Source organism: Pararhizobium mangrovi (assembly GCF_006516965.1).
In the GTDB taxonomy this organism is placed as follows: Bacteria; Pseudomonadota; Alphaproteobacteria; order Rhizobiales; family Rhizobiaceae; genus Pararhizobium_B; species Pararhizobium_B mangrovi.
Window position 1 is genome coordinate 45,404 of sequence record NZ_VHLH01000018.1, and the last position, 13,187, is coordinate 58,590.

The 13,187-nt window shown below is 64.3% G+C and carries 10 protein-coding genes; 6 read left to right on the forward strand and 4 right to left on the reverse strand.

Annotated elements, in window-relative coordinates; translation table 11 throughout:
* Positions 1–21: 21 nt before the first annotated feature.
* From FJU11_RS10355 to FJU11_RS10365, 3 genes are all read left to right on the forward strand, one after another.
* Positions 22–570, forward strand: coding sequence for a TRAP transporter small permease subunit (locus FJU11_RS10355; protein WP_181408138.1), 549 nt, complete (start codon positions 22–24; stop codon positions 568–570).
* 6 nt (positions 571–576) lie between these two features.
* Positions 577–1,860 carry a TRAP transporter large permease gene (locus FJU11_RS10360; protein WP_141166983.1) on the forward strand — a complete coding sequence of 428 codons (1,284 nt, stop codon included), beginning with the start codon at positions 577–579 and terminating at the stop codon, positions 1,858–1,860.
* Positions 1,861–1,936: 76 nt separating this feature from the next.
* Positions 1,937–2,536, forward strand: coding sequence for an HD domain-containing protein (locus tag FJU11_RS10365; RefSeq protein WP_210242870.1), 600 nt, complete (start codon positions 1,937–1,939; stop codon positions 2,534–2,536).
* A gap of 186 nt (positions 2,537–2,722) precedes the next feature.
* Here FJU11_RS10365 and FJU11_RS10370 read toward each other — a convergent pair whose 3' ends face one another.
* From FJU11_RS10370 to FJU11_RS10385, 4 genes are all read right to left on the reverse strand, one after another.
* A complete protein-coding gene (locus FJU11_RS10370; RefSeq protein WP_141166985.1) occupies positions 2,723–4,075 on the reverse strand; it encodes an HlyD family type I secretion periplasmic adaptor subunit in 1,353 nt (450 codons plus the stop codon).
* Positions 4,068–5,849, reverse strand: coding sequence for a type I secretion system permease/ATPase (locus tag FJU11_RS10375; protein WP_141166986.1), 1,782 nt, complete (start codon positions 5,847–5,849; stop codon positions 4,068–4,070). The genes FJU11_RS10370 and FJU11_RS10375 overlap by 8 nt, the downstream gene beginning before the upstream one ends.
* A gap of 235 nt (positions 5,850–6,084) precedes the next feature.
* Positions 6,085–7,980 (reverse strand): hypothetical protein, encoded by a 1,896-nt coding sequence (locus FJU11_RS10380; protein WP_141166987.1) that lies wholly within the window; start codon positions 7,978–7,980, stop codon positions 6,085–6,087.
* Positions 7,981–8,534: 554 nt separating this feature from the next.
* A complete protein-coding gene (locus tag FJU11_RS10385) occupies positions 8,535–9,512 on the reverse strand; it encodes a GlxA family transcriptional regulator (protein ID WP_141166988.1) in 978 nt (325 codons plus the stop codon).
* 82 nt (positions 9,513–9,594) lie between these two features.
* Between FJU11_RS10385 and FJU11_RS10390 the strand changes: the two genes are divergently transcribed.
* From FJU11_RS10390 to FJU11_RS10400, 3 genes are read left to right on the forward strand one after another with little or no spacing between them, the layout of a single operon-like run.
* Positions 9,595–10,500 (forward strand): BKACE family enzyme, encoded by a 906-nt coding sequence (locus FJU11_RS10390; RefSeq protein ID WP_141166989.1) that lies wholly within the window; start codon positions 9,595–9,597, stop codon positions 10,498–10,500.
* A gap of 7 nt (positions 10,501–10,507) precedes the next feature.
* Positions 10,508–11,989: a carnitine 3-dehydrogenase gene (locus FJU11_RS10395; RefSeq protein ID WP_181408139.1), complete on the forward strand. Its 1,482-nt coding sequence runs from the start codon at positions 10,508–10,510 to the stop codon at positions 11,987–11,989.
* A 4-nt stretch (positions 11,990–11,993) separates the two neighbouring features.
* Positions 11,994–13,157, forward strand: coding sequence for an acyl-CoA dehydrogenase family protein (locus FJU11_RS10400; RefSeq protein WP_141166990.1), 1,164 nt, complete (start codon positions 11,994–11,996; stop codon positions 13,155–13,157).
* Positions 13,158–13,187 lie beyond the last annotated feature (30 nt).

Here is a 13,187-nt window from a genome sequence, read left to right on the forward strand (position 1 = left end):
ATCGCGACGATCTCGCGATGGATGGCAAGGATCGGGGGCATAGGGCTCCTTGGATCCGCGGTCCTCATATCGATCGAAGTATGTCTTCGTTCACTCGGCGTTGGAGGCCTGAGCGTGGGGGCCGAACTGGCCTCGTACGCTCTTGCCCTCGGTGCAACGTGGTCGCTGGCATACGTTGTCTTCGAACGGGGACACGTTCGCGTCGATGTCGTCGTCATGCGGCTTTCACCGCTCTGGCGCTCCATCCTGGATATCGTGGCGCTTGCGAGCCTGGCCGGCGTCGGGTTCGCCCTTTCGTACGGCGGGCTGGGGGTCTTCGAAACCTCCCTGCGCCTCGACGCCCACTCGAACACGACGCTCGGCATGCCGCTCGTCCTGCCGCAGGGAGCCTGGCTGTTCGGCCTGTGCTGGTTCACCCTGGTCGCGTTCGTTCGCACGCTGCAGGCGGCGACCTTCCTCGTGCGGGGAGACCATTCCCACATCGCTCGCATCGCGGGTACGCCGAGTGCCGACGACGAGATCGAGGACGTCATCCATGACACTCAGGGTAGAATGATCGGTCAAGAGTAACGCACGATGATACCTGTTGCCCTCGGACTGCTGTTTGCGTTGCTTGCCATCGGGATACCGATCGGCGCGATGATGCTGATCCTGGCGCTCGCACTGGATTTCGGGTTCTCTCCGATGCCGCTTTATCGCGCCGTCGGGGAGTTGAGCTGGACGTCGTCGTCGAACTATCTTCTCGTTTGCGTCCCGTTGTTCATTCTGCTTGGTGAAATCCTGCTGCGTGCCGGCATCGCCGAACGGCTCTACCAGGCGATCATGCAGTGGATCGGCTGGCTGCCGGGCGGCCTCATGCATGCAAACATCGGTGCCAGCATGGCATTCGCGGCGACTTCGGGCTCCAGCGTGGCGACGGCCGCCACGATCAGCGTCGTCGCGAAGCCGATGATCGGCAGATATGGCTACAGCGAGCGCCTGTTCTACGGGTCCGTCGCAGCAGGGGGGACGTTGGGTATCCTCGTACCCCCATCGATCAATCTCGTCCTCTACGGCTGGCTTACGAGCACATCCGTTCCTGCACTCTATATGGCGGGAATATTACCTGGGATCGTCCTGGCGGGCCTGTTTTCCGCCAGCATCCTGATCATCTGCCTGCTCCGCCCATCCTTCGGCGGCTACAAGATCGAAACGAGCTGGCAGTCCCGAATAGCGAGCCTGCCTTCGCTCCTGCCTCCGCTGTTCATCTTCGCCGTCATCATAGGCTCCATCTATCTGGGCATCGCGACACCGACCGAGTCGGCTTCCCTCGGCGTACTGGCAGCTTTGGTCCTCGCCGCGCTCTATCGCCAGCTCACGCTGCGAATGGTCATGGAAGCCGTAGACGGCACGATGCGCACGACCGGGATGATCATGCTGATCGTCATGGCGGCCTGGTTCCTGAACTTCGTCATTTCGGCGATGGGCCTCGTCGCCGCGATCAACTCCGCCATCGCATCCATGGGACTTTCGCCGCTCGGCCTCCTGCTTTCGATCATCGCGATCTATGTGGTGCTTGGCTGCTTCATGGACCCGCTGCCGATGATGATCGTCACGGTCCCCGTTCTCACGCCGCTGGTCGTAGCGGCCGGATACGATCCGATCTGGTTCGGCATCCTCATCGTCATGTTGTGCGAAACCGCTTTGATCACGCCGCCGATCGGCATGATTCTGTTCGTCGTTCAGGGCGTGCGAAGAAGAGGTTCGATCACCGACCTCATGATCGGTGTCATGCCGTTCCTCGTCTCGCTCATCGTGATCATCGCCATCGTGCTGCTGTTCCCGAAAGCAGTCCTGTGGCTGCCTTCGCTTCTGAACTGACCCTGCAATGGAGAACAGAATGCAAGAAGAACAAACCGTGCGCCTGCGTGGCAAGACGGTCGTCGTAACGGAGGAAATGCGCCAGAAGGTGCTGGAGGAAATGCCGGAAATCGCCTGGATCAGCGATGAAGGACTGAAGGCGAAGGTCCTCGGCGCCTGGGCCGGTGCACTGGCTGCAAGCGGTTTCGACCGCATCGGCGACATGAAGCCGTCCGGCAATTACGATTCCATGCCGTTGCGCGCCGGCACGCAAGCGGATCATATGCGGTCCGTGACACGCCTAGCCGTCGCGATGGCCGAAGAATTCGACAGCCTGCTGCCCGGGTTCAAGTACGATCGGGACATCCTGATAGCCGGCGGTCTGTGCCACGACATCGGCAAGGTATGGGAGTTCGACCCCGAAAACGTGGAACGTTGGCGGGCGGACCCCTCCAACTCCGGTATGCCTTCGATCCGCCATCCCGGCTACGGCGTGCATATCTGCCTGACTGCCGAACTGCCCGAGGAAGTGGCGCACATTGCCGGGGCTCATTCGGGTGAAGGCGAGCTACTGACGCGCAGTCTCGAGAATACCATCATCCATTGGGCCGATTACAGCTTCTGGAAGATCATCGAGAGCGGCGGGCAGCTCGCCGACAGGGATGACTGGCTGCCGCCCGAGAAAAAGGCGCATTGACGGCGTTTCGTCGAAGCTTTGCCATGGGGTAGCTTCGATCGGCATCGGCGCTGCGCTTCCAGGCCATTCGTTTGACGCTCGGAATATGGACGACGCATGGCCGCGGGATACTGCGAGAGCCCGCCATGTCCATGCGCCGTCGTTGTCGGCGGCAATCTCACTACTGATCGTCGGCCGGATGCCTCGTCAGCTTTCGCGGAAAGCGCGGTGGAAGCTGTCGCGGATCGGTTTGGTCAGGTAGTCGAGGAAGGTTCGCGAACCGGTCTCGACATAGGCCTCGACGGGCATGCCGGGCCTCAGCGTCATGCCGTCGGGCAGCACGCCTTTGCCTTTTCCGTCGAGTTGCAGGCGGGCGACGTAGTAGCGTTTGCCCGTCTTGTCGTCGACGAGGCGGTCGGCCGAGACGTAGCTGACGCTTGCCGGCACGGTCGGGGTCGTACGGTTGTTGAGGCCGGCAAAACGCAGCCGCGCTTCCTGTCCGACCGTGACCTTGTCGATGTCCTGCGGCCGGATCTTCGCCTCGACGATGAGCTTGCGCCCCGTCGGTAAAATCTCGACGAGGGGATCGGCCGGCTTGACGACGCTGCCGATGGCGTTGACGTGCATGCGCACGACGACACCGTCGCACGGCGCCCGGATCACCACCCGGCGGAACACGTCTTCGGCCGCCTGCAGCTTCTCGCGCGTGTCGGAAAGCTGGCTCTGCAGGGTGTCGATCTGCGAGACGGCCTGCTCCGTGCGCTTGGTGTCGAGCTGCGAGAGTTCCTCGCGCGTTTTTTCGATATTGGTGCGCGCGGAAAGGATGGCGGACTTCGTCTCGCCGACCTGGCCGAGCATCTGCGATTGCGAAAGCAGGAGCGTCGTATATTGCGAACGGGAGGTCAGCCCCTTTTCCAGAAGGGTCTTTTGGCGGGCCATCGCGTCCTTGACCGTGGCGAGCTGGTCGGATGCGGACTTTTTCTGCGCGCTCAGCCCGTCCACCTTCTGCCCGAGCGCCTTCAGACGCTGGTTGAGGATAAAGGTTTCCTGGCTGTGCAGCTTCTGGCGGGCGGCGAACTCGTTGCGCTGCTCGGCGAGAACGTCCTCGGAGCCACTTTCGCCCGCCATCGTCTTCAGTTTGTCGGAAAAGGTCAGCGTCTCGTCGCCGGCGCGCACCGTCTTCAGCCGGGCGATGCGTGCCGAAAGGGCGACGACCTGCTTGGTCAGCCGGTTCGTCTGCGTCTCGGCCTCGGTCGGGTCGAGTCTGAGGAGCGGATCGCCCTTTTCTACACGGTCCCCCTCGTGCACCAGGATCGAACGGACGATGCCGCCTTCGAGGTGCTGGACGACCTGGTTCTTGCCGGATGCGACGACGACGCCCTGCGAGACGACCGCGCCGGCGATCGGCGCGAACCCGGCCCAAAGCCCGAAGCCGAGAACGAAGAGGGCCGTGGTCGCAAGCGCGATCAGCCCCGGCCGGCGCATGTCGGTGACGACCGTATCGCCCCACGAGGAAAAGGGTGCGAGCGTTCCGCTCGGCTTCGGCGTGATCTCAGCCACGGGCACCTCCTGCGACGGTCGTGGGTAGACGGGGACGCTCGCCAGCCTGCGCACGGGACGCGTCGGACGGCTCCTTTCCGGTTTCGTTGCCGCGCGAGGCCGCCGCGAGCATCGGAGAGTCCGCGCCGAGAATGCGCTTCTTCTCGCCGAAGCTTTCGAGCGCCCCGTTGCGGATGATCATGATGGTGCCGGCCTGCTTGGCGAGATGGCGGCGCTGCGTCACGGCGACGATCGTCACGCCGGCCTCGTGTGCGGCCTGCAACGCGCTTTCGAGTGCGGCCTCGCCCTCGGCATCGAGGTTCGCGTTCGGCTCGTCGAGCAGGAGCAGTCGCGGCTCGCCGAAGAAGGCGCGTGCCAGGCCGATGCGTTGACGCTGACCGCCCGAAAGCCTGAGGCCGCTCGGGCCGACCGGCGTGTCGTAGCCCTTCGGCAGGCCGACGACGAGCTCGTGGACATGCGCCTTGCGGGCGGCTTCGACGATCGCCTCGTCCGTTGCGTGCGGGTCGAAGCGGGCGATGTTCTGCGCCACGGTGCCCGGCAGCAGTTCGACGTCTTGCGCCAGGTAGCCGACGTGCCGGCCGAGCTGCTCCCGGTTCCATTGGCGGATGTCGGCGCCGTCGATGCGCACGGCACCGGCGCGAAGGGGCACGGCCCCGATCATGGCACGCAGGAGCGTCGATTTGCCCGCACCGGACGGGCCGACGATCGCCAGAAAGGTTCCGGCCTCGACGACGGCAGAAATGCGCCGCAACAACGGTTCGCCCGTAGGGTCGTCGGCGGGCAGGGCAAGCACGTCCTCGAGCGTGATATGGCCGGTCGGCGTGGGCAGTTCGGTCCGCCGCTCTTCGTCGTCCGCCGTGTCGAGCTTCGCCTTCAGCCGCGACCATGCGCGGGAGGCTTCGATCGCCCCCTTCCATCCGCCGATGATCTGGTCGATCGGCTGGAGGGCCCGCCCGGAAATCAGCGAGGACGCGAAGATCATGCCTGCGGTCATCTCGCCCTGAAGGACCAGATAGCCGCCGATGCCGAGAATGGCGATCTGCAAGGCAATGCGGAAGGCGCGGGAAATCCCAGAAAAGACGGCGTTGGTCCGGCCGAGCGTGTTCTGCACGTGGAGGTGGCGCGCCGCACTGCCGCCCCATGCGCCGATGGCGCTGCGCGTCATGCCCATCGCTTCGATGCTTTCGGCGTTTCGGGCGATGGCCTGCGCCGAAAGCATGGCCGCCGTGTTCTGCTCGGCGACCTCGGCCGAGGGTTTGGCCGAGAAGCGCTGGTTGGCGAAGGCGATCAGCATGAGGACCGCCGCGCCGAGGCTCGCCACGAGGCAGAGCAGCGGATGGATGAAATAGAGCAACAGGAGGAAGAGCGGCGTGAACGGCAGGTCGAGGAACGCGAACGCGCCACGGCCGCCGAGGAAATTGCGGACCGTCTCCAGATCGCGAAGCGGCTGGATATCGCCGAGCCCGGCCTTGCGCCCGCGCATGCATGCGACGACGGCCGTGTCTCCGGCGGCGACGGCAAGGTGCACGCCGATGCGCGTGGCCATCAGGGTGCGGATCGCGTCGAGTAGGCCGAGCAGCATGACGGCGCCGGCGGCCAGGATGGAGATGTAGACCAGCGTGTCCAGCGAGCGGGACTGCAGGATCCGGTCGTAGACCTGCAGCATGTAGAGCGGCTGCACGAGCAGCAGGACGTTGATGACGAGGCCGAGCCCCGCGAGACGGAACGCCGCCGTTCGCACGATGCGCAGCAGCCGGTCGGAAGAGCGGTTCATGAATGTCGTCCCAAGCAGCAGTGCCGCGCGATGGCTTTCGCCGCCGCGCGGAAACGTATGGAAGAGGGCAAGCGGAATTGTCCGCCCTCGTGGTCTGGCGACGCGCGGGCCTTTGCAGGGCCGCGAGGCTTCGTCGCCGCGAGCACGGGGCTTCGCGAGCTTACGCGAATGCGGATATGCGGCCCGGCGGTGGATCCGCCGGGCCGCTCAGTGCTTCGGTAGGAGGGTTCCGCGTTTAGGCGGCGAACCCCCAGTCGGCCAGATGATGGTCCACGAAATTGTGGATCTGGTCGAAATCGAAGGCGTGCGAGCCGTGATCGGTGGAACCGCTTTCGTCACCGCCAGCCTGGTCGGAAGAGACGTGATCGAGCAGGTTCTGCACGTCGCTGCCGTCGCCGTGTGTCATGCGGTCCGCAAGATCGCTCCAGTCGTGCGAATGGACGGCGTTGCGGGCCCAGTCGAGCGCGCCCTGCCAGTCGCCGGCATCGCCGGACATCCACGGAAGGCCGGAGCCGGAATGCGAGCCGGCATTACCGGCGTCGGCGCTCGAGCCGTCGTCCGTCCCGGCGTCGCTACCGGTCGCTGCGCCGTCGTCACTCGCACCCTGCGAGGTCGAGCCGTCGGCGGTATGCGTTCCGTCGTCCGTACTGGACGAGCCGTCGGCCACCGTGGTGCCGCCGTTGCCCGAGCTGCTGGCATCCGAACCGCTCGCTTGGTTGCCCGAAGAACCGGAGTCATCCGTCGAGGATCCGCCGGAAGCCTGCTGGTCGTCGCCGGAACCGGAGTCGTCTCCGGCGCTCGCCGAGGCGTGGTCGTCGTTGCCCGTCGTGGAACCGTTGTTCGAACCGGAATCGTCGGTGCTCGTCGGAGGAACCTGCGCGGAAACGTTGCCGGCTTGTCCGGAACCCGTACTACCGGTCGTGGCATTGCCGGTGCCGGTGGTAGTAGTGCCGGTGCCATTGCTGGCGGAGGCCGTCTGGTTGGCACTCGAAGCCTCGTCGACATTGATGATGACCGGATGATCGGAAAGCGAGAACGTGACGTTGCCGCTGTCGTCCGCGCTCGCGACCTGTTCGCTTCCCGTCATCGGGTCGTAGACCGTGAAGTCGGCTTCGCCCGAAGCGAGCGAAAGCGTCACGTCGTGCGTGTCCGCCTGAACCGCGCTCGCCGTATCGCTGTCCCAGATCTGCGGCTCGTCCCACACGACGATGTCGGTGGTTCCGTCGCCTGCCGTCATCGCCATCTCGTGGGCGCTGTCGGGTGCGCCGGAGAAGGAATAGTCGAAGGATGCGTCCGCCGAGGTCGCGTTGCCCGAATGGTCGTCGAGGATCGTGGTGAGGTTGTGGATCGCATCGGCGACCGGCTTTGCCGAACCGTCGGGATTGAAGAGCCCGTAATGCAGTTCGGGATCGCTGCCGCTGTCTTCGGCATGATCGAGCAGCTGATAGAGATAGGTGGTCTGCGTGCCGCTTTCGGCGGCGTCCATCAGCAGGTTCAGCGTGGACTTCGCCTGCACCGTCTCGCTGACGCCGCGGTCGTGGTCCGGCATGCTGTAGTAGCCGCTTTCCGTGACGATCGCCGTTTCGGACGGCGTCGGGGTCTCGCCGGTCGCAAGCGCCTGATCCCAGATATTGCTCGGCTGCTCGCCATCGGGGAAGTAGATGTGCGCGTTGCCGAGGTCGGTCGCGTCGGAAAGATCGCCGAGCGGCGCGTAGCTCGAGGAGCCGACCCCGGCGAGCGTCAGGTTGGCGACGGGAATGTCGGACAACGTCGCGTTGTCCTGAACGGCGTTGTAGAGGTCGTGCTGGAGGTCGGCCTCGGCCTGCAGGCTCGTCGATCCGTTCCAGGGGGCGGGCGAGTAGTTCACCTCGTTCGGCCCTTCGATCGAATTGATGCTGCCGGGATGGGCGTCCTCGAAATCGGCCATCCGGTCGATGCTGCCGTAAAGCTTCGTCTCGCCGTCGTTGACGGGAATGAGGAAGTCGAAGTCGACGCCGGCATCGGCCAGCTGGTCGAACGGCTGGCTCAGCCAGTCCGGCGGGGCGGCGTCACGCACGTTGTCGACGCCGAGATACTGCAGACTGCTTTCGACCATATCGACATTGGCGTAAGCCGTGTCCGTCCAGGTCATGTGAACGTTCACGCCGATGGAATCAACGAAGGAAGATGTCGTTTCCCCCGAAGACGATGAAAAGCTCTGCCCTTCAGATAAACTCGCCATATTTTCTCTTTCGCCTAGATTTCTGAAATAAACGATTGCGAGCTTAATTTTGCTCGCGGGGCTGACGTATATTTCAACGCGTTATGAGGAATACGTTCGTAATTTTGGCAGAAAATAGACGGTAAAACCGCGTTTTCCGGCGGATATTATTGGTAAGGTTATATTAATTAAGAATTCTGCAACGTAAATTACGCGCAATCGATGCTAATTTTTCCGAACAAGACCGTAGAAAATAACGATGAGCGATTAAGCCGCAGGATAGGCTCGTCGACACTTGCACCACGGATCGGGCAGTGCCGATCAGCCTTGCCGACATCGAAAAAAAACGCACAGGCAGGCGAGGGATCGGGCCGGAACACCCTTTTACGGCGAGCGAACAATCGGGATGCGTGGGGAGATTGTGATTCGCGATTGTGCCGATCGGTTGTTGCCGATGGGCGTTCGACCTCGTTTTGATGCGGATCTCAATCGCTGCGTACGCCGCTCGGGCTCTGTCCGTAGGCGCGTCTGAAGGCGCGGGAAAAGGCGGCGGCGGAGGAAAAGCCCGTGCGTGCGGCGATGTCGGCGAGCGGCATGCGGGAATCGCGCACCAGTCGCCGCGCGGCGCTCAGGCGCAGCCTCAGGAAATAGGCGCCGGGGGATTCGCCGATCGTCTTTTCGAAGACGTTTTCGAGCGTTCGCGTCGTCACACTGCACCGCTTGGCAAGGGCTGCGACGGTCACCGGCGCATCGATGCTCGCCTCCATCAACCGCACCGCATGGGCAAAACGCGGATCGTAATCGTCGAGCCGGCCGAGCGAGACGAGCGGCTGCGCGTCCTCGCCGGTCGAGGCCTGCTCGTAGATGAACACGCTCGCCACATCGAGCGCCGTCGCCATGCCGTGGCGCATGCGCACGATGTGTAGCATCAGGTCGAAGGTGGGCGAGGCGCCGCCCGTCGTCAGGAAACGCCTGTCGATGACGTACCGGTCGGGCACGACGTCGATGTCGGGGAAGGCGGCCGCGAAATCCTCGAAATCCTCCCAATGCGTCGTCGCCTTGTGGCCGTTGAGGAGGCCGGAGCGCGCGAGGAGCCAGGAGCCCGCCTCGATACCGCATGTCGCCCGCGCACCGTTCGAGGCGCGTGCGATCCTTGCGAGAAGCCGGCCATCGGCCCTTTCCGCGCCGAAGCTCGCGACCACCACGAAAAGGTCCGTGCGCCGTTCCGGTCGGAAGCGGTCGTTCGGTACGACGGGAATGCCGCAGGTCGTCGCGGCAGGCTCGCCGTCCGGCGTCACGATCTGCCAGCGGAAGACTTCGCGTTGCTCGATCCGGTTCGCCGCGCGCAGCGGATCGATCGCCGAGGCCACGGACATGAGCGATGCACCCGGCAGGATCAGGAAGATGACCTCCAGCGGTGAGACGTCCGGCGAGAGGATCGATGTGAGTTCGTAATCCGGCATTCGCACTTCGTATTTTGCAAAGCCTCGAACTTCAAGCTGCGGGATGCTCGATACAATTCGATCGGACGGAAGGAAAAGCCCCATGAGCCTGACGCCAAGCAGAGACGTCTTCATCACCTGCGCCGTGACCGGATCGGGGGACTCGACGGGTCGCTCGGACAAGGTGCCGGTCAGCCCGCGCGCCATCGCCGATTCGTGCATCGAGGCGGCCGAAGAGGGTGCCGCGATCGTTCATATCCATGTTCGCGACCCGGAGACCGGCAAGCCTTCGCGCGATCCCGCGCTTTACGAGAAGGTCGCCGAGCACATCGCTGCTTCCGGCAAGGACATGGTCATCAACTTCACCGCCGGCATGGGCGGCGACCTGACGCTCGGCCCGAGCGATGCGCCGCTGCCGCCGAACGACGCGGCGACCGACATGATCTCGGCGGAAAAGCGCCTCGAGCACGTCGCCAATGTGCGCCCGGAAATCTGCACGCTCGATTGCGGCACAATGAATTTCGGCGAGGGCGACTACATCATGACGAACACGCCCGCCATGCTGAAGGATATGGCCGGCCGTATCCAGAAGCTCGGCGTTCGGCCCGAGGTCGAGGTCTTCGACACCGGCCATCTGGTGCTCGCCAAATGGCTGCATGCGCAGGGCCTGCTCGACGATCCGGTGATGGTGCAGCTTTGCATGGGCATCCCGTGGGGCGCGCCGAACGACCTGCCCACCCTGATGTCGCTCGTCGCCAACATGCCCGACGACTGGATCTTCTCCGCCTTCTCGATCGGCCGCGACCAGTTGCCTTACGTGGCGGCGGCCGTTCTCGCCGGTGGCAACATCCGCGTCGGTCTCGAGGACAATATCTGGCTGAAGAAGGGCGTGCTCGCGTCCAACGGCGATCTGACCCGCGAGGCGGTGAAGACGGCCGAAGGCATGGCCTGCAACATCCTCGGGCCGAACGAGGTTCGCGCCAAGCTCAAGCTCGAAAAGCGCTGGTAGGTCGATCATGGAAACTATCACGAAGGCCGCCTGCATCGGCGGCGGCGTCATCGGTGCCGGCTGGATCGCCCGGCTCGCCTATAACGGCATCGACGTTGCCGTCTACGACCCGGCGCCCGACGCCAGGGCGAAGATCGACGCGGTTCTCGAAAACGCATGGCACGCGTTCTCGCGGCTGACCATGGCGCCGGCACCGAAAGCCGGCGCGATTACCTATGCCGACAGCGTCGCCGAGGCCGTTTCGGACGCCGGCTGGATCGTGGAGTCGGTGCCGGAACGCCTCGACATCAAGCAGGCGGTCTATGCCGAAATGGAAGCCGGCGCACCGGCCGATGCCGTGATCGCCTCCTCCACGTCGGGCATCCTTCCGACGAACCTTCAGGCGAAGATGGAAAACCCGGAACGCCTGATCGTCGCGCATCCGTTCAATCCGGTCTATCTCCTGCCGCTCGTCGAGATCGTCGGCGGCGAGAAGACGTCCGGCGAGACGATCGCGAAGGCGGAGGCCTTCCTTCCGGAACTCGGCATGAAGCCGCTGACCATCCGCAAGGAGATCGATGCGTTCATCGCCGACCGGCTTCTGGAATCGGTTTGGCGCGAGGCGCTCTGGCTGGTGCGCGACGGGGTGGCAACGACCGAGGAGATCGACGACGCGATCCGCTACGGTTTCGGCCTGCGCTGGGCGCAAATGGGCCTCTTCGAGACCTACCGCATCGCCGGCGGCGAGGCGGGCATGCGTCACTTCCTCGATCAGTTCGGGCCGACGCTTTCCTGGCCGTGGACGCGGCTGATGGATGTGCCGGAGTATAACGACGAACTCGTCGATTTGATCGCCGGCCAGTCCGACGAGCAGTCCGGCCGACATTCGATCCGCGAGCTCGAACGCATCCGTGACGACAATCTGGTTGCGATCATGCAGGCGCTGAAGGTGAACGACTGGGGCGCGGGTGAAACGCTCGGTGCCTACGAGAAGCGCCTTTTCGATGCCGGCGCGCAGAAGCCCTCCGAGATCGATCGGACGAAGCCGGTGCCGACCCTCGACCGCACGGTGCCGGCGGACTGGACCGACTACAACAACCACATGAACGAAGCGCGCTACCTGCAGTGCTTCGCCGATGCGTCCGACGCGTTCCTGCGCATGGTCGGCGTCGATGCGGACTACGTCGCGAAGGGCGGATCCTATTTCACCGTCGAGACGCATATCCGTCATCTGGCCGAAGTCGCCGCCCTGCAGCCGATCCGCTGCGAGACGCAGGTGCTGGAAGCCAAGGGCAAGAAGCTGAGGCTCTTCCATACGCTCTATCACGGCGATGGAACGCTGCTCGCGACCGGCGAGCACATGCTCCTCCACGTCGACATGGCGACGCGATCGGCGAGCGAACCGGCCGAAGCCATCGCCGCCGAACTCGCGAAATTCGCCGATGCGCATGCCAGCCTTTCCATGCCGGAAGGGGCAGGCCGCGCGATCGGACAGCCGAGAAAGGGCTGATTGCATGGATTTCTCCCTGACGGACGAGCAGCGCCTGATCGTCGATACGACGCGGGCCTTCGTCGAGAACGAACTCTATCCGCACGAGCTGGAAGTGGAGCGCACGGGCGTTCTGCGCCCGGATCTCGTGGAGGAACTGAAGGCGAAGGCGCTCGAAGCGGGCCTTTACGCGGCCAACATACCGGAAGAGGCCGGAGGCGCCGGGCTCGATACGGTCACGTGGCTTCTCTACGAGCGCGAACTCGGGCGGGCGAGCTATGCGCTGCACTGGACCTGCGTCGCTCGCCCCTCGAACATTCTGATGGCCGGAACGGACGCGCAGAAGGAGAAATATCTCTACCCCTGCGTTCGCGGCGAGAAGGCCGACGCGCTGGCGATGACGGAGCCGGGTGCCGGTTCCGACCTGCGCGGCATGGCGACGACGGCCGTCAGGGACGGCGACGACTGGGTCATCAACGGCACCAAGCACTTCATCAGCCATGCGGAAGAAGCCGATTTCTGCATCGTCTTCGCCGCGACCGGCGAGGAGGACGGGCCGCGCGGCAAGCGCAAGAAGATGACGGCGTTCTTCGTCGACAAGGGCCATCCGGGCTTTGCGATCCGGCCGGGTTACCGCAACGTCGCCCATCGCGGCTATCCGAACGCGATCCTCGAATTCGACGATTGCCGCGTGCCTTCCGACGCCGTTCTCGGCGAGGTCGACAAGGGTTTCGATGTGGCGAACAACTGGCTCGGCGCCACCCGTCTTCAGGTTGCCGCGACCTGTCTCGGCCGGGCCGAGCGCGCGATGGAGCATTCCGTCGAGTGGGCGGCGACGCGCAAGCAGTTCAACCAGCCGATCGGCAAGTTCCAGGGTATCTCCTTCAAGCTCGCCGACATGGCGACGGAGATGAAGGCGGCCGAACTGATGACGCTCGAGGCGGCCTGGAAGTTCGATCAGGGAACCGTCACCGATTCCGACATGGCGATGGCCAAGCTGAAGGCGACCGAAATGCTCGCCATGGTCGCCGACGAGGCGATTCAGATTCACGGCGGCATGGGCCTGATGGACGAACTGCCGCTGGAGCGCATCTGGCGCGATGCGCGGCTCGAGCGGATCTGGGAGGGTACGAGCGAGATCCAGCGGCACATCATCTCGCGCGCGCTCCTGCGTCCGCTCGGAGGCTGAAGGACGATGCGCGGCGACCAGCGGACGAAA

Excerpts from the sequence above, each read along its gene's own strand:
- FJU11_RS10355 (WP_181408138.1), top strand. The coding sequence starts at position 22 with ATGGCAAGGATCGGGGGCATAGGGCTCCTTGGATCCGCGGTCCTCATA.
- FJU11_RS10360 (WP_141166983.1), top strand. The coding sequence starts at position 577 with ATGATACCTGTTGCCCTCGGACTGCTGTTTGCGTTGCTTGCCATCGGG.
- FJU11_RS10365 (WP_210242870.1), top strand. The coding sequence starts at position 1,937 with ATGCGCCAGAAGGTGCTGGAGGAAATGCCGGAAATCGCCTGGATCAGC.
- FJU11_RS10375 (WP_141166986.1), bottom strand. The coding sequence starts at position 5,849 with ATGAACCGCTCTTCCGACCGGCTGCTGCGCATCGTGCGAACGGCGGCG.
- FJU11_RS10380 (WP_141166987.1), bottom strand. The coding sequence starts at position 7,980 with ATGACCTGGACGGACACGGCTTACGCCAATGTCGATATGGTCGAAAGC.
- FJU11_RS10385 (WP_141166988.1), bottom strand. The coding sequence starts at position 9,512 with ATGCCGGATTACGAACTCACATCGATCCTCTCGCCGGACGTCTCACCG.
- FJU11_RS10390 (WP_141166989.1), top strand. The coding sequence starts at position 9,595 with ATGAGCCTGACGCCAAGCAGAGACGTCTTCATCACCTGCGCCGTGACC.
- FJU11_RS10395 (WP_181408139.1), top strand. The coding sequence starts at position 10,508 with ATGGAAACTATCACGAAGGCCGCCTGCATCGGCGGCGGCGTCATCGGT.
- FJU11_RS10400 (WP_141166990.1), top strand. The coding sequence starts at position 11,994 with ATGGATTTCTCCCTGACGGACGAGCAGCGCCTGATCGTCGATACGACG.